This is a genomic window from Candidatus Kryptonium sp., from assembly GCA_025060635.1.
In the GTDB taxonomy this organism is placed as follows: domain Bacteria; phylum Bacteroidota; class Ignavibacteria; order Kryptoniales; family Kryptoniaceae; genus Kryptonium.
Genome location: JANXBN010000003.1, coordinates 153,458 through 174,405 on the forward strand (window position 1 = coordinate 153,458; position 20,948 = coordinate 174,405).

The window sequence follows — 20,948 nt, forward strand, 5'->3', positions numbered from 1 at the left end:
AACAAGCACCTATAGCCACTTGGTATAAAATTCCTTGAGATCTGCTGAACCAAGTGGTAAAAACAACAAATCTAAAAATCTAAAAACAAAAAAGAGGTAGAAGCCATGAAGCAACTCAAATACCTTATCTTGGTGACTTTGATTATTTTCATTGCAGTTGATCTTTTAGCTCAAAGCCCTGCCAATTTCCCAACAAGCCTTCATAAGACAAGGGAAGGCAAGAGAACTTGGTACAAAGCTGCTAACGATGGATTTGAGAAAATAACAAATATCCCAATTGAAAATGTGAATTGTTTGAAGTGTCACCCTGGAACCAAAGCTGATGGAACTCCGATTAACCCGGCTACATATGATCCTGATTGTGCTGATTGCCATAATTTCGCCCAAGGGACAAGAGTTCCAGATGATATTTGCTTAAAATGTCACACAAGGCAGAGAAGAGAACGAGAAATTTATGGATTATCAGCTGATGTCCACTATGCAAAAGGTTTCAGATGTATGAGTTGCCATACTCAACGAGAAATGCATGGAGATGGGAGAACTTATTCATCATGGCTTGATCCAGGTGCAACCGACGCAAAATGTGAGAATCCAGGATGTCATCCAACAATTTCATCTACTCCTGCGCATACCCTTCATCCAAATGTGCATTGCACTGCTTGCCATGCCAGAACTGTGATAACATGTTATAACTGCCATTTTGAAAGCGAATTAACACCCGCAAAAATTAAAAGACCATATGGTATACTTCGTGATTTCTTGCTTCTTGTTCGCAGGATGCCAGAAGGAAAGATTTACTCTGGAACTATGATGACAATTACATATCAAGGTAAATCATTTGTAACCATTGCACCATATCGTGCTCACTTAATTTTGCCTAAGGATTCCACTAGAAAATGTTCTGAATGCCATAATAATGCTAATGTTAGAACCTATAACCAAACTGGGCAACTTTATGTTGTAAAGTGGGATACTGCCCTAAAGAGGTTAATTAATACCAAAGGAGTTATACCAGTTCCACCAGATTGGAAAACTTCATTGTTATTTGACTTTGTAGATTACACAGGTAGACCTGATACAACTTATACAGATCCAACCAAGTGGGTATTTTTGAAATCAACCGCTGACTTAAGACAGGAATTGACTCAATATGTTGCACCGCTAACCGCAACGCAGATGGCTAAAATCTCTATGCCTGTCTCTGTAGAAGATAACCGTAAACTTATTCCATCCGAATATAAACTTTTGCAAAACTATCCAAATCCATTTAACCCAGCAACGACAATTGAATTCCATTTACCAAAGGAAACGATCGTATCCCTAAAAGTTTATAATGCTGCTGGTGTTGAAATTAAAACTTTGATTTCAAATGTGAGATACAGTGCCGGAATTCATAGAATTAGCTTTGATGCAAGCAATCTGCCAAGCGGTGTGTATCTTTATAAGATATCTACCCCTGAATTCACTGATATGAAGAAGATGGTCTTGATTAAGTAGTGTTATTTATTTTCCGTCGTGAAAAGAGCGGGAGCTTTAAAGCTCCCGCTTTTTTATTTTTAGGGGTTTGAAATTTGAGTTTATTTTTTTAATTTTTTAGAAACAAAAAATTAAAAAACAAGTTTAATGGCTGAAAAGAAAAAAGCAGAAAAACCTCAAACGAAAAAAGCGCTTGAAACATCAAGCTATTTGATTGATATCAATCCAAAGTATCATTCTATTATCTACATTTTTTTGATAATTCTCTTGTTGCTTGTTTTATTCAATAAGGCTTTGATAGAAGGTAAAATTTTTATATCTGGAGATATAATTGCATTCAAAAGTTGGTACGCTCTTGGGGAAGATGCTCGTGAACAAAAAGTCCCTTTACTTTGGAATCCCTACATTTTTTCAGGAATGCCAGGTTATGCTAGCTTAATTGTCGGTCCTGAACGAACCTTTGATTTAATAGGAGTTATAAGGGATTTTATATTTAACTTAATATCTAAAATTTCTCCCGATAGAGAAGTTTTTGATATTGTAATTTACATGATTATTCACCTGATAATCATGGCTATTGGGGCATATGTTCTGGCGCGTCAGAAGGGAATGAGCAAATTTGTTTCTTTCATAGTTGCTTTTTCCATGACTTTTTCAACTTTTTTTATCGTTTGGATTACGGTTGGACATCAGACCAAAATTATTACTATGTCTGTTTTTCCATATTTGTTATTGCTAATTGAAAAAACAAATGAAAAAATAAAAATAATCAACATAGCACTGCTCACAATAGTAATTTGGGTAATTTTCGCAGCCTCTCACATTCAAATGATGTTTTATATATACCTCGCTGTTGGAATCTATTACTTAACAAACTTGATAGTTAAAATCACAAAAAAAGAAAATATTTTTGGATTAGTTCGTTCTGGCTTTGTGTTTGCTTTAGCGACACTTTTAGCTTTTGGAATTTTCCTTGACAAGTATTTACCAGTTCTTGAATATAACAAATATTCAATTCGTGGACAGCCACCGATAACTGAAATGAAAGAATCACAAGGTGAAGAAAAAGGAACCGCTCAAAAAACTGGTCTTGACTATGAATACGCGACGCAATGGTCATTTAGCCCTGGCGAGATTTTGACATTCATAATTCCATCTACTTATGGATTTGGTTGGAGAAATTACAATGGAATTTTAAGCGGTGGTGAAACTGTCCGATTGAATACCTATTTCGGACCAATGCCATTTACAGATGCAGCAAATTACCTTGGTGGAGTTGTGGTTCTACTTGCCATAATTGGAATAATTTTGAATTTCAAAAATGACACTTTTGTTAAATTTTTAACCTTTCTATCTTTGATCTCACTTTTTATTTCGTTTGGAAAAGAATTTCCATTGTTATACGATCTTTTCTTCTACTATGTCCCTTTCTTTAACCGTTTCAGAGTTCCAAGCATGATCTTATCTCTTGTAATGTTTGCTGTTCCAATTCTTGCAGGTTATGGTTTGAATTCCATTTTACAATTCTATAAAAACGGATTCCCTGAAAAAGTTAAAATTGCTTTTAGAAATTTAGCTTTAGTTTTTGGAGGATTGTTTATGTTTTCAATTATCTTCAAAAGCTTTATTTCAGATATATATCGTTCTCTCTTCGCTACTGATAAAGCTCTCTCATTGGTTATTCAAAGCAACTTTGGGATGATAAATCAGGAACTTTTCAATAGAGTTGTTCCATATATTTACGAGTTCATTTTTAATAATTTTTTAACTGATTTTCTCATTTTCCTTGGGCTTTCCACGATCTTATGTGCGCTTATTTATTTGCTTTCCCTTCGCAAAATAAACTTACATATTTTCAATTTTGGCATTGCTTTAATTGTAATCTTTGATTTGTGGCGGGTTGATAATATGGTGCTTCATTACTCAAATAAAGAAGAACTAACATCAATATATAAAGCTCCTGACTATGTTGAATACATAAAGCGTGATACCACTCTTTATAGGGTCATTGAACTCTCTGGAGGTCAACCTGTTATGTCAAATTATCTTGCTCTGTATCGTTTACAAAATGCATTTGGCTATCATGGCGCAAAGATGAGAAGTTATCAAGATCTAATTGATGTCGCTGGAATTACAAATCCATTTGTTTTAAACCTTTTGAATGTTAAGTATGTAATAAGTGATAGATACGATTCTATTTACGGAAATTTGGTTTACAACGGTAGCAAGAAAGTTATATTTAATCCAAATTATTTACCGAGGGCCTTTTTTGTAAACCGCTATCAAGTTGAGAAACCGTTAAATATACTTCTTAAAATGAAAAATGCAGAATTTAACCCGCGCGATGTAGTTTTCCTTGAAGATACACTCGACATTAAGATTGATCCACCAACTGAAAAGGCCTATGTTGAATTAATGAAATACCAAATTCAAAAAATAATTTTGAAAGCAAATGCGACAGGGAATAACCTTTTGTTCTTAAGCGAAACTTGGTATCCAAACTGGAAATGTTATATTGATGGTAAAGAAGTCCCTGTTTATAAAGCTAATTATGTTTTTCGTGCTGTTGTGGTTCCACCTGGTATACATGAGATTGTATTTGTTTATGAAGATAAAGAATTTGAACTTGGTAGCAGAATTAGTTTGTTTATAAATATCTTAATTCTTGGTGCACTTTTAATTTCACTTATTCCATATGCCCAAAAACTCATCCTTAAAGCCGAGAAACGATGAAAATTCTAATCCTCTCGCATAAAATGCCGTATCCTCCAAAGGATGGAGGAAGTATCGCAACGCTAAACTATGCAAAAGAATTGGCAAATCTTGGCTGTGAGATTACCATTCTCGCAATGAATACTTATAAAAGAAAATTTGAGGTAGATAAAATTCCAGACGAGTTAAAGAAATTAATAAAATTTTACGCTGTTGATGTTGATACGAAGATAAAAGTTTGGTATCTTTTTATAAATATGTTTCAAGATGTCTCATACCACATCTGGCGCTATGGAGCATCTTTGAAGTATAGAAACACCTTAATTGAGATTTTAAATAATCATAAATTTGATATTGTTCAGCTTGAGGGATTATACTTAGCACCTTATTTAAGTTTAATTAAAAAGAACTCAGATGCCAAGGTCGTCTTGCGCTCGCATAATATAGAGTATGAAATACTTGAAAGATATGCTGAGTGGGAGAGATCAATTTTAAAAAAATACTGGTTAAAAGTTCAGTCAAAAAGGTTAAAAAAATATGAGTTTAAAGTATTAAATCAATTTGATGCGGTTATTGCTATAACTGAAAGGGATGCAAAAGTTTTAAAAGAAAACGGCTGTAAAGTTCCAATCTTCGTTGCTCCCGCTGGGATTGAGATTGATAAATATAAAGCACAATTGTTATCAGTTGATTCTAATTCTATATTTTTCTTGGGCGCGCTTGATTGGTTTCCAAATCAGCAAGGTCTTGAGTGGTTTTTAAATAATGTATGGATGGAATTATACGAAAAATTTCCAAGTTTAAAATTTTACATTGCAGGTCGCAATCCAAATTTATGGAAATTCTCTTCAAAGGTTTCTAAATTCCCAAATGTTGAGCTCGTAGGTGAGGTTGAAGATGCCATTGAGTTCATGAAAGACAAACAAACTATGATAGTTCCAGTTTTCGCTGGAAGTGGAATTAGAGTGAAAATTATTGAAGCCCTTGCATTAGGGAAAATTGTTGTAACAACAAGTGTTGGAATTGAGGGAATTGAAGCAAATCAAGTTAAAAATGTTTTAATAGCTAATACGAAGGATGAATTTATAGAAAAAGTTAGCAAAGCTCTTGAAATTAAAAGTGAAAATTTGAAAAATGAAACGATTAAAATAAAAGAAAGATACGATATTAGGTTTTTGACAAGAGCTTTATTTGAGTTTTACAAACAAATTACAACATAATCCTCTCAAAACATCAACTTAAAAGAAAAGATATGCGAATAACTTTTATCGGTTCCTTTGTTAAAACGAAAACTGGAATTGAAAGAATTAATGAGGAGTTAATTAAAAGATTAATTCAAGATGACGAAATAGAAAAAATAGATATCATAGCACCAAAACAAAGAGCTCACTTGCAAGATATTGTAATAAAAAGCGATAAAGTTAGGCTACAAACATTTCCAACTTCTTTTTTAAAATTGCTCTTTTTTATTCCAAGATTCATAAAAACTATCGGAGGTAATCCGGTTTGTGTTATAGCCAATATAAGGCCTATAGCAATTATAGCTTATCTTTGCTGTTTTTTTAAATATCAAACCAAAATAATTCAAATCGTTCCAGATATCATCGCTTGGCATTATCCAAAACTTTTTCCATTTATTGTTTCTTTATCTTTTAAAATTTTTGGTATCTTATTTAAAAATTTTCCTTCTTTGTATATCGTCCATTCTGAGTTCACAAAAAACGATCTAATTACAGAGTGGGGCATAGATGAGAAGAAAATAAAAGTTGTAAAATTAGGAACCTTCATTAAACCTCACCAACCTAGAGACAATTTCGGCAGCAAGAAGATCCTATTTGTTGGAACAATAGAGCCAAGAAAAGGACTTGACAAACTGCTTGATGCTTACGAGATTATCAAACAAGAAATACCTGATGTTGAGCTTATTATATGTGGCAAGATAGGATGGAAAGTAAAAGATCTCGTCCTCAAATTGAATAAAATGATAAGCACTAATACCAAAGTAAAATATTTAGGATATGTTGATGACGATAAGTTAATAAATCTATATCGTGAGGTTGATGTTTGTGTTTATCCGTCTTTTTATGAAGGCTTTGGATTACCACCACTTGAAGCGATGGCTTGCGGTTGCCCAGTTATAGTTTCAAATACCTCATCACTTCCAGAAGTGGTAGGGGAAGCAGGAATTACTGTAGATCCAATAGATGTTAAACAGCTTGCTACTGCTATAAAAGAAGTTATTCTAAATGATGCTTTAAAGAGAAAATTAAGCATCGCCGGAATTCAAAAAGCCGAAGAGTACGATCTAAATGTCAATCTACTTCAATTAATTGAAGTAATTAAAAATGCTTGATCTTACGATATCTATTGTGAATTATGACACAAGTGAAATGATTGTAAAGTGTCTTGATAGCATTTTTAAATTTACAAAAAATTTAAATTTTGAAGTTATAGTTGTTGATAATGGATCATCAGATGGAAGTCCCGAAATTATCGCAGAAAGATTTCCTTCCGTAAAGTTAATTAAAAATCAGCAAAACGAAGGATTTGCAAGAGCTCATAACAAAGCTTTTAAATTATCTTCAAGTAAATATTTCGTAGTTTTAAATTCCGATGTTGTTATAGAGCATAACGCATTCAAAGAACTTGTTGATTTTATGGAAAAAAATCCCGATGTTGCTTTACTATCCCCAAAGGTTTTTTATCCAGATGGACGTATTCAAGATATCATTGATTACAGCCCTAGCATAAAAGATGTTTTGTTAAAAATTTTTTATAGAGTCAAACTCATAAATAAAGAAAAATTTCACGCCTATAGCCCTATTAATTTCAACTATAATCAAATGAAAATCTTAACATCTAATGAATATATAACTGGTTGTTGTTACTGTGTTCGCAGAGAACATATAAAAAACGATGAACTTTTTGATGAAAAATTCTCACCAGTATATTTTGAAGATACGGATTTATGTGCTCGCTTAATTAATGCGGGATTTAAAGTAGTTTATTATCCGAAAACTTATGTAATACACCATCACGGTTATACTGTTTATAAAAAGCGAGAAAGCAACTATAAAGATTTTGTAAACTTTAGGGTTATCTACAGATTGAATAGGTATTACTACTTTAGAAAGCACAAAGGATACATACAGGAAATTTTAGTCAGGTTACTTGATTTTGCTGAATCCTTAATTTTGCTAACCTGGAGATTGCCAAAATGGTTTCTTGAAAAAAAACAGCATGATAGAATATATCTTGAGATAGATTTTAATACATTAAAAGCAAGTTTGGGTTTGATAAAAAAACATAAATTGGTATGAAAAAAGTTGCTCTGGTTAGAGGGAATGCTTTGACAAAATTTGAACTACAATATTACTATCCCCTTGAAGACCGATTTGAAATTGTTGGAATAACAACATTGAAAAATCAGTTTAATGTTAATGAAAATAAATTAAAAATAATCCGCCTTCCTTCTGTTTACGATTTTGAATTTTTCATCCCAAGAAAATTTAAATTTAGAAAAATTTACCAGCGAATTTTTTACTATGAACTATTCTGGCAGAAAATTTTTGGGCTTGAAAAGGCATTAAAAAACTTTGATATAATCCACTCGGGCGATTTGGAGTATTTCTATACTTATCAATCTGCAAAAGCAAGGTTAAAGTATGATAAAAGATTAGTAATAACACAATGGCAAAATATACCATTTGCATATGGATTGCGAGGATACCGCTTTGTGGAAAGCAAAAGATTCAAAATTTTAAAAGAAGCCATTGATGTTATAATTGCGAAATCGGAAAGAACAAAATTGGCGCTTATACTTGAAGGTTTTCGCGAGGAAAAGATTAAAATTATTAAACCCGGCATAGATCTTAACAAATTTAAACCGATGGAAAAAGACGAGTTTCTAATGAAAAAATTGGGAATAGGGGAGAATGATAAAATTATTCTATTTTCTGGACGATTACATTGGCATAAGGGGGTTCAAGTTCTTTTTAACGCCTTTAAATTACTTCTTATGGACAAAGAAATTAATCCAAATTATGTTAAACTTTTAATTGTTGGGACTGGTGAATTAAAAAATATGTTATACGATTTTTCAAAGTTCTTAAATATTGAAAAAAATGTTAAACTCGTTGGCTTCGTTGATTATGAGGAGATGCCAAAATATCACAATCTTGCGGATATTTTCGTCTTGCCAAGTGTTCCCACCCAGAGATGGCAGGAACAATTTGGAATGGTTCTTATTGAAAGCATGGCTTGTGGAAAGCCAGTTATAACCACGATGAGCGGATCTATACCTGAAGTAGTTGAAGATAATGCAATGCTTGTTCAACCCTTTGATTTTCTTGAGCTTTATAAAGCAATGAAGAAAATCCTCACTGACAATAAATTGGCAAACGAACTTAGCAAAAGGGGAAGAGAATTTGTAGTTAAGAATTACAATGCAGAAAATGTCGCAAAAGAAATTGAAAAAGTTTACAACTCTGTATTATGATGAAATGGTCAAGGAGAAAAATTTTAAGTGATTTCTCTGTAGCATTAATTGCTCAATATCTAACACAATTCATTCTTTTCTTTCGTAATTTTGTTTTTGCAAAATTACTTGGGCCTTCCGACTTTGGAATCTATGCCTCAATTTTTTTATTCTTTTCATATGGGACATATGCTAATCTTGGGATAATTGATGGGATCTCAAGAATCGCTCCATATGAAATAGGAAGCGGAAACGAAAAAAAAGTTAAAAACTTGTTTGGAGCGGGATTATTTGGACTAAATTTTATAACATCAGCATTTGTGGTTGCCCTTGTTATTTACTCAATAATATCCCCCTTTCAAACAATAGTTGAAAATAGATTTTCTGTTATATTAACTGCTTTATCTATTTTGCTGAACCAAAATTTTCTTTTCGTTATTTTATATCTGAGGATTAAGCACAATTTTAAAAAATCATACATTCTTCAACTTTTTCAAGCAATACTTGATTTCACGCTTTCAGTTATTTTGATGCTGAAATTTAAGGTGCTTGGGATATTTGTCGGAATGATGCTTGGCTTTTTAATCACGCTTCTTTTTTCATTTAAAGATTTGTTAAAAGAAATAAAACCTAACTTTAACCTTAATCTTGTAAAAGAAATTCTAAGAATTGGTTTTCAGATTTTAATTGTTGGTTTTACCTACGGATTTTTAATGAGCCTTGATAAATTTTCCGTTGCAAATTTATTTGAAAAATCGCAAATGGGAATTTACTCTATTGCGGTTGGTTTAGGAGTGATACCTTATTTTATTTCCTCTACGCTTGGACAATTTATCGGACAAAGAATGCTTGAAGAATTTGGAAGATCAAAATTAAAGGAAAATCTTAAAATTTTCCTTGATGAATCTTTGCTCGTTCTTGCGTTTATTACACCACTCGTTTCAATACTTACAATAGCTTTTGCGGAGCCATTTATCTACTTGTTTTTGCCAAAGTATGAAGAAAGTTTAAGATATGTAGATAAACTTGCGATTGCTTATTATTTCCTCTCGCTTGGCGCTATACTTGGAACATTTTTAATTAGCATAAACCAACAGATTAAGATTCTTATATTAAACCTCAGCGTCATTCCAATTGTGCTTTTTTTAAACTATGTTGTCTATAAAAATAATTTAGGATTGCTTGGAATTGCTTATGTTACCTTCTTTAATTTCTTTGTCCGAACTTTTTTTCTCTTCATTTTTAGTTATGGAAACTACGCAAGTTTACTCTCATCAATAATCTCGTTTGCTAAATTCTCGTTTCCATCCGTGCCGATCTTATTTGCTTTCGCCCTGAAGTTTTTCATATTTGATGTTTATTTAAAATTTTACTTAAGAATTTTAATATCTCTCGTTTGGCTTGTTTTTGCGGTTTACTATTTGCTGAGAAAGACGCAAATTGTTTCAAATATGATAGAAATTATTAGCAGTAAAATTGGAGTGTATTTGAGCAGAATTTCAGATTTGTTTTGAAAAAAGTTTGTTTATTTTGGATTTGATTTTTATTTTTTTATGAAAAAGAAAACAGCAGCGGTGAAGTGAAAGAGAAAAAAGGACACATACTTTGGATAGATGATGAAATAGAACTCTTAAGATCTCACATATTATTTCTTGAGCAAAAAGGATATGAGGTTTCAGTAGCCACAAATGGAGATGATGCGGTTGAATTTTTAAGAGAAAAAGGTAAGGATATTGATCTTATATTACTTGATGAGATAATGCCTGGGAAAGGTGGTCTTCAAACTTTATCTGAAATTAAAGATCTATTTCCTGGAATCCCTGTTGTTATGGTGACAAAAAATGAAGAAGAAAGTTTAATGGAAGAAGCGATTGGATATAAAATAAGTGATTATCTTACCAAGCCGGTTAATCCGAGCCAGATTTTGATGGTTTGTAAGAAATTTATTGAAGCGAAAAAAATCGCAAGTGAAAAGCTGACAATTGAATATCTTCAAGGATTTCGCTCCATTGAAAATGCTTTGATGACGGAGTTAGATTATCAAGATTGGATTGAAATTTATCTTCGTTTAATAAAATGGGATATTGAACTTGATGAACATCCAGAGTTGGGATTAAGAGAATCGCTCTTTGAACAAAGAAGACGATGCAATATTGAATTTGGAAAATATATTGAACAAAACTATCCCGAGTGGATTGCGTCGGAGAATAGACCTGTTTTATCTGTTGATATAGTTGAAAGATATATTATTCCAGAGATTGAAGATGGGAAGAATGTTGTTTTATTTGTTGTTGATTGCATGCGTCTTGATCAATGGTTTGTGATTGAAAAAGAATTACATGATTATTTCATCGTTGAAAGAGATTATTATTATTCAATTCTACCAACTGCGACTCCATATGCAAGAAACGCAATTTTCAGTGGCCTCTTTCCGATAGATATAGAGAAAAGATTTCCAGAATTATGGGAAGGGAACAACGATGAGGAAAAAAGCAGGAACAAATACGAAAGAGAATTTTTGGAGGATTTGCTAAAGCGAAACAGAGTCAATTTGAAATCAAAGATAAAATACTTCAAGATAATTGATCCAGATTTTGGAGTAGGGGTTGAGCAAAATATAACCTCTTACGCTCAAGGGCAATTAACTGCAATAGTTGTAAATTTTGTTGATATGCTTGCTCATAGCCGTAGCAATTCAACAGTTATCAAAGAGCTATCTTTTGATGAATCTGCATATAGAAGCGTAACTCATGCTTGGTTCGTTCATTCTTCATTTTACAGAATGCTTAAAACGCTTTCAAAAATGAAAAATGTTGTCGTTTTTGTCACCACCGATCACGGTAGCATAAGAGCTCTTCGCGGTTCAAAAGTTTTTGCGGATAAGGAAGCAGCAACAAATTTGAGATATAAATATGGAAGGAATCTAAGATGTGATGAGAAGGAAGCAATTTTCATAGAAAAGCCCGAAACATACAAATTGCCCAAACGAGGTGTGGCGATAAATTATATAATTGCAAAGGAAGATTATTATTTTGTATATCCAACTGATTATCACCATTACTTAAGTTTATATAAAGATACATTTCAACACGGCGGTGTTTCTCTTGAAGAGATGATCATACCGATTGTCAAACTCATTCCGAAAATTTAATGACAGGGAAATTTTTGACAGTAAGCGAGGAAGAAACAATTAAACTTGGAAGGGAATTTGCTAAATCGTTAAAAGCAGGTGATGTCGTTGCTTTGTATGGTGAGCTTGGGGTAGGGAAAACTAAGTTTGTGCAAGGTGTTTGTCTCGGTCTTAATGTAAAGGAAACCGTTAACAGCCCAACATTTATTATAATGAACAAATATGAAGGTGATTTAACAATATATCATTTTGATTTTTACAGGGTCGATTCAATAGAAGAAATAATTGAAATAGGATTTGACGAGTTTATCTACAATGATGCTATTTCCTTTATAGAATGGGCAGAAAAGGTAGAGGAAATTTTACCAAGGAAAAGATATGATATTTTTATAACCTTCGGAGAAATGGAAAATGAAAGAAAAATAGAAATAGTTAAAAAATGATATTGGCTATTGAAACATCTACAAGTTTCGGCTCTGTAGCCATAACTGAAGAAGGAAAGACAAAATCTTTAAGTATAATTAACATTAAAAATCTTCACGCAGAAAAAATAGTTTTTTTGATAGATCAAGTTCTAAAAAATATAAACCATAGGATTGATAAAATTAAAGCAATCGCTATTTCCATTGGACCTGGTTCCTTTACTGGTTTGAGAGTAGGGCTAAGCGTAGCAAAAGGTTTATGTTATTCTTCAGGTAAACCATTGATAGCAGTTCCAACGCTTGATGCACTTGCTTTGAAATCGCTTGAGATATGTAAAATTCTTAAAAGATATTTCATAAAAGATGAAATTTATGTATGCCCAATTTTAAACGCTAAACAAAATGATTTTTATTACAGTTTTTATAAATTTAGTGAAAGTGAACTTGAGAGAATAGACGATTACTCGGTTGGAGATATTGAGTCTATTAATCAAAAGATATATAATACCACATTATTTCTCGGAGATGGAGTTGACATCGTAAGGGAAAAAATAAATAATCAAAAGGCAATCATTCTAAGTGATGAGTTTAGTTATCCTGATGCCTCATATGTTGGAAAAATCGCTGAGAGAAAGTATTTAAATAAAGAATTCACCGATATAGTTTCAATTGAGCCAATATATGTAAAAGAATTTTCAATCAAAACAAAGTAAAGGTTAAAAATGTCTTGGTTTAAAAGATTAACCAAAAACATTTCCGGTGAGAAAAAGGAATTACCCGAAGGATTATGGACTAAATGTGAACAATGCGGTGAAATAATTCACAAATCACAGCTTGAGTTAAACCTATGGACTTGCCATAAATGTAACTATCATTTCAGAATTTCAAGCTATGATTATATCAACATACTCATTGATAGCGGGACATTTAAGGAATTTGATAAAAAAATACGTTCTGTTGATGTTTTAAATTTCACCGATACAAAACCATACAGTGAGCGTCTAAAAGAAGCAATGAAAAAAACAGGTCTTAATGAGGCAATTGTCACTGGAACAGGGAAAATAAATGGTATTCCAGTCGTAATTGCTGTTATGGATTTCAGATTCATAGGTGGGAGTATGGGATCGGTAGTTGGAGAAAAAGTTGCCAGAGCAATTGAGAAATCGCTCAAAACTAAGCATCCGCTTATAATAGTTTCTTCAAGTGGCGGTGCAAGAATGATGGAAGGTGCACTTTCACTAATGCAATTGGCAAAAACTTCAGCAATGCTTACTAAATTATCTTCAGCTGGAATTCCATATATATCTGTCTTAACAGATCCAACAACAGGCGGAGTTACGGCAAGCTATGCTATGCTTGGAGATATAAATATAGCTGAACCTGGTGCTTTAATTGGTTTTGCTGGTCCGAGAGTTATTAAACAAGCTACAGGAAAGGATTTACCAGAGGGCTTTCAAAAGGCTGAATTTTTACTTGAGCATGGTTTTATTGATTTAATCGCGCATAGGAAGGAGTTAAAGGGTAAGATATCTCAAATTTTAAGGTTGTTGCTTGAGAAATAAATTCTGTGGAGGTGCCGGGAGTCGAACCCGGGTCCGGAAGCCAGACACCTAAAACATCTACACGCTTAGCCTATCTTTTAGTTTTCGCCCTACTGTTAGGGGATAGGCACCCACAGCAGGACTAGCTCAGGAATGGGCTTTCGTGTTATTCGTCCTGAGCAACGAATAACACGAGCCTGTCTTTATCCACGCCCTTTATAGCCTGGACAGGCACAAGCTATAAAGGACGGGCTACCTTTTTTATTAGGCAGCCAAAGCATATGAATAGTTGGCACTTATTTTTTCGCCGTTTGTTTAACGTGCACACGGCAAAAGCACGGCGTGCCGTTTTAAGTGCCCTTGGCTCCCGTCGAAACCACATCACCCCCAAATTTCAAAGAACAAACAGAACATTGTCCAAAGATAAAATAACAATGCATAAAATTTCAAAGTTCCTATTAAAATTTAGCAATAAATTTTAAATTTTACAAACTTTCAGTTTGAAGGGGATAGGAAGAATCAAAGAAGATAGATGAAGTTTACATAAGATTTCTTAAATGCTTTCAGCTTTATTCAAGGAAAGCACAGTAATAAGTTTTTTCTGTTTATTCACACGATAAGTTAGAATTATATTCAAAATTAAAATTTTATAGACACGAGACACAATCTTTTCGCTTTTTTCTGGAAAAGGGTTATTTTTCAGTTTTTCAATTTCTCGTATAAAATTACAGGTTTTTTCAAGGTCACCGCTGAACAAGCTCAAAATCTCTGGTAAAAGTTCCTCTTTGAATCTTAATTCAAATCCTGCTTTTTCGTCTAGTAAATCAGCCTTATTTTTCAATTCTTTAAATTTTTCATACGGTAAAATAGTTATATACTTTTTTCGCCCTTTCATTAAATGAATGATGTTGGTATCATTTACTTTTTTCAATTTGCTATTCCGAGTTTATGTTTAAAGTATTCAAGTGTTTTCGTCAATCCTTCTTTTCTTGAAATTTTAGGTTCCCATCCTAATATTTCTTTCGCTTTTGTTATGTCAGGTTTCCTAACTTTAGGATCATCTGGCGGTAAAGGTTTGAAAACAATTTGACTTTTACTTTTAGCAAGTTCTTTTATTTCCATTGCGAGATCAAGTATTGTAACCTCATCTGGATTTCCAAGATTAATTGGATAAACATAATTTGACATTAAAAGTTTAAAAATCCCATCAACGAGATCGTCAATATAGCAAATACTTCTTGTTTGCTTTCCGTCTCCAAATACAGTTATATCTTCACCTTTCAATGCTTGGGTCATGAACGCAGGTATAGCTCGCCCATCATCAGTTCTCATTCTTGGACCATATGTATTAAATATCCTCACAATTCTCGTATCAAGCCCATGGTATCTATGATATGCCATCGTCATTGCTTCGGCAAATCTTTTTGCTTCATCGTATACCCCGCGAATTCCAATTGGATTAACATTTCCCCAATATTCCTCACTTTGCGGATGAACGAGCGGATCACCGTAAACTTCACTGGTTGAAGCAAGCAAAAATCTTGCGCCTTTAGCTTTTGCAAGTCCAAGAGCTTTATGTGTTCCAAGAGCTCCAACCTTTAAAGTTTGAATTGGATACTTAACATAATCCATTGGACTTGCAGGTGACGCAAAATGTAAAATATAATCAACTTCACCAGGGACATATAAAAATTCAGTGACATCATACTTTATAAATTTAAATTTTGGGTGACCGAAAAGGTGAGCTATATTATCCAAGTTTCCTGTAATTAAATTATCAAGGCAAATAACTTCATCACCCTCCGCAATGAATCTGTCACATAGATGAGAACCTATAAATCCAGCGCCTCCAGTTATCACTACTCTTGCCAAGGTTTAATTTTCTAGTTTTGTTTTTTATAATTTTTAAACTCTTTGATATCGCCTGTGAATAGCAAGGTAAGGAGGGGTTCTAAAAGGCAGAAATCGTCGCACAAAATAATATCGCGCAATGTGATAACTGGTATCAAAACCATAGAAATTCAATTTCATATGTTCAAGTTCTTCTTCTCTATAGCTTCTCAGTGGCTTAATTGCCCAACTTTTCTTCTTTTCTTTTCTAACTTCGTTGAGAAATTCTTTAAACTCATTAGAATCTACAAAACTTTCAATTTTTGCTTTAAGTTTTTCTACAAATTCTCTATATGATTTTCCAATTACACTATCTATTAATCCCAATTTTAATGCCATACTTGAACTTATCGGCATACGATTTTCCATTATTTCTCTTGCTTTTTCCCATCCTACTCGTTTTGGTAAAGTATATGTCCAAAACTCAGAACCATATAAGTTTCCTATATTTTTATAATGCGGATTTAAAACAATTCCTTCTCTTGCAAAAACTAAATCACAAGCTAAAGCCAAAAATACACCGCCTGCTCCTGCGTTTCCAGTTAAACCTGCTATAGTTAGTTTATCAGTTGTAGTTAAAATTTCTTCGCATATATCATCCATGGCATTTATATTTCTCCATGATTCATCTGCTGGACTTTCAGATGCTTCAATTGTATTAAGGTTCATTCCGTTTGAGAAGAAATCCTCGCTACCCAGCAAAACAATAGCTTTTACAGGTCTACTCTTTGCATATTTAATTACTTCAAGAAGACGATAACATTGTTCAGTAGACATTGCACCATTATAGAAATTAAAATTAATATATCCGACACCGCCTAATTCTTCATAAACTATCTCTCTATATGTTTCAAAGTCAACGCTTTCCCAAGGCTTTAAAGTTTCCTCTCTCAAGGTGTTTAAAAGAGATGGCGGTAAAACTCTTATAGCAGGAAGTTTAATAGCGTTTTTTTCGTCAAGTCGCATATTACCTATCCATATTGCACCATCTTTCGTTCCGATGCAAATTGCTTCATCTCTATGCGCCAAGAGCTGCCCCGGTTTTCCCTTCAAATGACTTTCACGATATGCGTTAAATAGATAATAATCATTGCCAAATATATTTGCGATCGCTCCAGGCTGGCCATCTGAGGAATAAATTTTTCTGAGTATCGTTTCAGTATCATCTCTTTCCCAATCAATTCTTCTCAAATCTTTCGGCACCACAGGATTAAAAACTCCATCACTTTGTGGCTGTTTATTTATTTTACCAAATTCAAGATTTTCTAAAATTTCCAAAACACATTCAACTGCGCCGTCGGTTACTTCATGTCTATAAATAGTTGATTTTTTAGTAAATCTAAGCGGAAATTCTCTATAAGCATAGATATCTCCAGCGTCATATTCTTCAGTGGCTTCAATAATTGTAATCCCCCATTTTTCTTTTTTTCCCAGTATAGCCCAATCAAGTGCATTCGGTCCCCTATCACCTGGAGGTCCTGGATGAATTACCAATGTGATGCACTTTTGCCAAATTTCTTTTGGAATTTTTCGTTTAAGAAAAGGAGCTATTACAATATCTGGTCTATAAAGATCAACGGCTTCTATCATGAGGTCAGGATGCACATCAAGCTCTATTGATACCTCGTGGCCTCTCTCAGTTAACTCGCAATAAAGACGCTGAGAAAGTGAATTAAATCTATGGCAAAGGAAGAGTATTTTCATTTAAAACATAACTCCTATAGTTGTAGTAAGCTGCACAGGCACCTTCCGAAGAAACCATACAAGAACCAAATGGATTTGAAGGTGTACAAACTTTTCCAAAAAGTTTACATTCATAAGGCAAAGCTACACCTCTAATAATTTTTCCACATATACAAGCAGGATGTTCTTTAGGCTCCGGAAGCTGAACTTTAAACCTCTCCTCCGCATCAAATTCAGAATATTTTTTCTTTATCTTCAAAGCGCTATACGGAATCATGCCTAAACCTCTCCACTCAAATTCCTTTCTCAATTCAAAAACTTCCGCTACAATCATTTGAGCTTTCACATTCCCTTCCCTTGTCACAAATCTAACATATTGATTCTCAACTTTTGCTCTTTTCTCTTCAATTTGTTTAGCAATCATATAAACAGAAATCATAATGTCCAAAGGTTCAAATCCAGATATAACAACTGGTTTCAGAAATTCCTCCGCAAAATATTCATAGGGTTTTGTCCCAATTATAGTACTTACATGACCAGGACCTATAAAACCATCTATATCAACGCTACCAACTTCTCTCATTTCGGGAGCGTTAAGTATATGTTGTATCGCTGCTGGGGTTATCACATGATTTGATACAACTGAAAGATTTTTGAGCCCAAGTTCATTTGCCTTGAGGATAAGTAAAGCTGTTTGAGGTGTTGTAGTTTCAAAACCGATTGCAAAGAAGATAACTTGTTTTTCTGGATTAGTTTGAGCTATTTTAATCGCATCAAGACAGGAGTAAAATATTCTTATATCCCCACCTTCAGCTTTTAAATTAAGTAAACTTTTTCTATCTGAACCTGGGACTCTAAGAACATCACCATATGTGCACAATATGATATCCTTTTGTTTCGCAAGTTCTATAGCGAGATCTACTCTTTGCATCGGCAAGACACACACAGGGCACCCAGGACCATGGACAAACCTTATAAATCCTTCTAAAAGTTGATCTATTCCGTATTTCATTATAGTGTGCGTATGACCACCACAAAATTCCATTATTCTTAAGGTTTTCCCAATCTTTTCAACAGTTTCTTTTATCAGTATCTCCAAGCTTCTAACTTTATCTGGATCCTTAAATGTTTCAAGGATGTTTTTTGTATCTCTTATCAAAACACCAATTCATCTATTAGTTTTGATAAAGTGGGAAAATTCATATCTTTTGACGAAAGAATCGGAGCTTCAACCGGCCATTTGATAGCAATTTCAGGATCATTCCAGATTATACCTCTTTCGTGCTCGGGTGAATAAAAGGAGTCAACTTTATATTCTACCTCCGCAACATCAGAAAGAGCTACAAAGCCATGTGCAAAACCTTTTGGAATATAAATCATTTTCTTGTTTTCCTCAGAAAGAACTATAGCAAACCATTTCCTGAAAGTAGGAGAATCTGGTCTAATATCAACTGCGACATCAAAAATTTCTCCCTTTATGCATCTAACCAGTTTTGATTGAGCGAAAGGTTTTATTTGGAAATGTAAACCTCTCAAGACACCCTTCACTGATTTTGAATGATTATCCTGGACAAATTTCTCTTTTATCCCTGCTTTTTCAAATTCTCTGTAGGAGTAAGTTTCCATAAAAAAACCGCGATTATCGTTAAATACGACAGGTTCAATAACAATTAAATCTGGAATCTCTTCAACCTTTGAAAATTTAAATGGCATTCCATAAACTTAACCTTTGTTGAATAAAAACATTTTATCAAACTCTTCCAATACCATAGTACACAAAACCGAGTTTTCTAAGCTTTTCTGGATTATAAATGTTTCTTCCATCAAAGATAACAGGAGTTTTCATAAGAGTTTTCATATAGTTAAAATCTGGCTCTCTAAACTCTTGCCATTCGGTCACAAGGATAAGCGCATCTGAACCTTTTAGGGCTTCGTATTGATTTTTTGCAAATTTTACATTTCCATTCCAAATTTTTTTGGCATTCGGCATAGCTACAGGATCAAAAGCGATGATTTTTGCACCAAGATTTAAAAGTTCGTTTATAATTGTAATTGATGGGGCTTCGCGCATATCATCTGTTTTAGGCTTAAACGAAAGTCCCCATATTGCGATTTTTTTATCTTTCAAATCCTTTCCGAAATGTTTCTTTACTTTTTCAACTATCACCTTCTTTTGCTTCTCGTTTACTTCAAAGACTGCTCTAACTATCTTCAATTCTACTCCGTTATTTTCTCCCATTTTTATCAAAGCCTTCACATCTTTGGGAAAACAACTTCCACCCCATCCAACGCCAGGAAATAGAAATCTTGGACCAATTCTATTGTCATAGCCAATACCAATTCTTACTTTCTCAACATCTGCATTTAGTTTCTCACATAAATTTGCAATCTCATTCATAAACGATATTCTCATTGCAAGGAAGGCATTTGCTGCATATTTTACCATTTCAGCACTTCTCGTATCCATGACAAGGATTGGTGCCCCAGTTCTAACAAACGGCTCATAAAGCTCTCGCAAAATTTTTTCCGATTCATTACCATTTACCCCGATCACAACTCTATCTGGGAACATGAAATCCTGAACTGCATTTCCTTCTTTTAAAAATTCAGGATTGGAAGCAACATCAATTTCTATTTTCTCACTATATTTTGCAAGTTCATTGTTTAATATTTCTTTGATCTTATCGGCTGTCCCGACTGGAACTGTTGATTTACTTACAATTAATTTTTTAATTTTCGTTTCACTTTTGTTAGCGATAGAACGAAGAATTTTTGCAATGTTTTTGACAACTGTAAACAAAATACTAAGATCTGCGCTACCATCTTTGCCTGGCGGTGTCGGAAGACAGAGAAAAACAATGTCTGAGTTTTTTATCGTGTATTCAAGTTCGCTTGTAAATTTTAATCTTCCAGCAGAGAGATTTTTTTTCACAATTTCATCAAGACCTGGTTCATAGATTGGGATGATTCCTTTTTTAAGTTTGTTAATTTTAGATCTGTCAATATCCATACAAATTACATTATTACCTGATTCCGCAAAGCAGGCACCGGTTACAAGCCCAACATAACCTGTTCCAATAACTGATAGGTTCATTTTTCAATTTTAAATTTATTTTGTTAACCTTTACTAAACGCTGCCTTATTTTTTAATCTATTCTAAAGTTTAAAATTCAATCCTGTGCAAAGTTTATGAAATTTATACAAATCACTCAACGGTTACACTCTTTGCAAGGTTACGAGGCTGATCTACATCGCACCCTCGTAAGACAGCGATATGATAAGCAAGTAATTGCAAGGGTATAACTGAAAGAATAGGCATTAACATATCAATTGTTTGAGGAATTTGAATAATATGGTCTGAAAGTTTTCTTACTCTTTCATCAATTTCTGTAACTATAGAAATTATCTTACCTTTTCTTGCTTTAACTTCCTCCATATTGCTTAGAACCTTTTCATAAACCCCATCTTTGACAGCTATGAAAACCACAGGCATATTTTCATCAATTAAAGCAATAGGTCCGTGTTTCATTTCAGCTGCTGGGTAACCTTCTGCATGAATATATGAAATTTCTTTTAATTTTAAAGCACCCTCTAATGCAACTGGGTAATTAAATCCA

18 protein-coding genes and 1 other RNA gene are annotated in these 20,948 nt (G+C 33.5%); 11 read left to right on the forward strand and 8 right to left on the reverse strand.

Features of this window, described 5'->3' with window-relative positions; translation table 11 throughout:
• The first annotated feature begins 105 nt into the window (after window positions 1-105).
• From NZ923_06480 to accD, 11 genes are all read left to right on the forward strand, one after another.
• The gene (locus NZ923_06480; protein ID MCS7229664.1) at window positions 106-1,497 is read left to right on the forward strand and encodes a T9SS type A sorting domain-containing protein; all 1,392 of its coding nucleotides are present in this window, start codon (window positions 106-108) and stop codon (window positions 1,495-1,497) included.
• A gap of 126 nt (window positions 1,498-1,623) precedes the next feature.
• Window positions 1,624-4,209, forward strand: coding sequence for a YfhO family protein (locus NZ923_06485; GenBank protein ID MCS7229665.1), 2,586 nt, complete (start codon window positions 1,624-1,626; stop codon window positions 4,207-4,209).
• Window positions 4,206-5,408: a glycosyltransferase family 4 protein gene (locus NZ923_06490; GenBank protein MCS7229666.1), complete on the forward strand. Its 1,203-nt coding sequence runs from the start codon at window positions 4,206-4,208 to the stop codon at window positions 5,406-5,408. Before NZ923_06485 ends, NZ923_06490 begins: the two co-directional genes overlap by 4 nt.
• Window positions 5,409-5,440: 32 nt before the next feature.
• On the forward strand, window positions 5,441-6,541 hold the full coding sequence (locus NZ923_06495; GenBank protein ID MCS7229667.1) for a glycosyltransferase family 4 protein: 1,101 nt from the start codon (window positions 5,441-5,443) through the stop codon (window positions 6,539-6,541).
• Window positions 6,534-7,508, forward strand: a complete 975-nt coding sequence (locus NZ923_06500; GenBank protein ID MCS7229668.1) for a glycosyltransferase family 2 protein — start codon at window positions 6,534-6,536, stop codon at window positions 7,506-7,508. Before NZ923_06495 ends, NZ923_06500 begins: the two co-directional genes overlap by 8 nt.
• Window positions 7,505-8,686: a glycosyltransferase family 4 protein gene (locus NZ923_06505; protein ID MCS7229669.1), complete on the forward strand. Its 1,182-nt coding sequence runs from the start codon at window positions 7,505-7,507 to the stop codon at window positions 8,684-8,686. Before NZ923_06500 ends, NZ923_06505 begins: the two co-directional genes overlap by 4 nt.
• A complete protein-coding gene (locus tag NZ923_06510) occupies window positions 8,683-10,179 on the forward strand; it encodes an oligosaccharide flippase family protein (GenBank protein ID MCS7229670.1) in 1,497 nt (498 codons plus the stop codon). Before NZ923_06505 ends, NZ923_06510 begins: the two co-directional genes overlap by 4 nt.
• Before the next feature lie 65 nt (window positions 10,180-10,244).
• Complete coding sequence (locus NZ923_06515; GenBank protein ID MCS7229671.1) at window positions 10,245-11,816, forward strand: PglZ domain-containing protein; 1,572 nt, start codon at window positions 10,245-10,247, stop codon at window positions 11,814-11,816.
• Window positions 11,816-12,238, forward strand: a complete 423-nt coding sequence (gene tsaE, locus NZ923_06520; GenBank protein MCS7229672.1) for a tRNA (adenosine(37)-N6)-threonylcarbamoyltransferase complex ATPase subunit type 1 TsaE — start codon at window positions 11,816-11,818, stop codon at window positions 12,236-12,238. The genes NZ923_06515 and tsaE overlap by 1 nt, the downstream gene beginning before the upstream one ends.
• Window positions 12,235-12,930, forward strand: a complete 696-nt coding sequence (gene tsaB / locus NZ923_06525) for a tRNA (adenosine(37)-N6)-threonylcarbamoyltransferase complex dimerization subunit type 1 TsaB (protein MCS7229673.1) — start codon at window positions 12,235-12,237, stop codon at window positions 12,928-12,930. The genes tsaE and tsaB overlap by 4 nt, the downstream gene beginning before the upstream one ends.
• 9 nt (window positions 12,931-12,939) lie before the next feature.
• A complete protein-coding gene (accD, locus tag NZ923_06530) occupies window positions 12,940-13,779 on the forward strand; it encodes an acetyl-CoA carboxylase, carboxyltransferase subunit beta (protein MCS7229674.1) in 840 nt (279 codons plus the stop codon).
• Window positions 13,780-13,782: 3 nt separating this feature from the next.
• Here the strand turns inward: accD and ssrA are convergent.
• From ssrA to NZ923_06570, 8 genes are all read right to left on the reverse strand, one after another.
• Window positions 13,783-14,147: a transfer-messenger RNA gene (gene ssrA / locus NZ923_06535) on the reverse strand.
• 164 nt (window positions 14,148-14,311) lie between these two features.
• Window positions 14,312-14,653, reverse strand: coding sequence for a hypothetical protein (locus NZ923_06540; protein MCS7229675.1), 342 nt, complete (start codon window positions 14,651-14,653; stop codon window positions 14,312-14,314).
• A 32-nt stretch (window positions 14,654-14,685) separates the two neighbouring features.
• Window positions 14,686-15,630: an SDR family oxidoreductase gene (locus NZ923_06545; GenBank protein MCS7229676.1), complete on the reverse strand. Its 945-nt coding sequence runs from the start codon at window positions 15,628-15,630 to the stop codon at window positions 14,686-14,688.
• 33 nt (window positions 15,631-15,663) lie between these two features.
• Window positions 15,664-17,352: a hydrogenase maturation protein gene (locus tag NZ923_06550; GenBank protein MCS7229677.1), complete on the reverse strand. Its 1,689-nt coding sequence runs from the start codon at window positions 17,350-17,352 to the stop codon at window positions 15,664-15,666.
• Window positions 17,327-18,487 carry a hydrogenase formation protein HypD gene (hypD, locus tag NZ923_06555; protein MCS7229678.1) on the reverse strand — a complete coding sequence of 387 codons (1,161 nt, stop codon included), beginning with the start codon at window positions 18,485-18,487 and terminating at the stop codon, window positions 17,327-17,329. Before hypD ends, NZ923_06550 begins: the two co-directional genes overlap by 26 nt.
• The gene (rfbC, locus tag NZ923_06560; GenBank protein MCS7229679.1) at window positions 18,487-19,044 is read right to left on the reverse strand and encodes a dTDP-4-dehydrorhamnose 3,5-epimerase; all 558 of its coding nucleotides are present in this window, start codon (window positions 19,042-19,044) and stop codon (window positions 18,487-18,489) included. The genes hypD and rfbC overlap by 1 nt, the downstream gene beginning before the upstream one ends.
• Before the next feature lie 37 nt (window positions 19,045-19,081).
• Window positions 19,082-20,425, reverse strand: coding sequence for a UDP-glucose/GDP-mannose dehydrogenase family protein (locus NZ923_06565; GenBank protein MCS7229680.1), 1,344 nt, complete (start codon window positions 20,423-20,425; stop codon window positions 19,082-19,084).
• 111 nt (window positions 20,426-20,536) lie between these two features.
• The coding region (locus NZ923_06570; GenBank protein ID MCS7229681.1) for an SIS domain-containing protein at window positions 20,537-20,948 on the reverse strand (412 nt) is incomplete at its 5' end.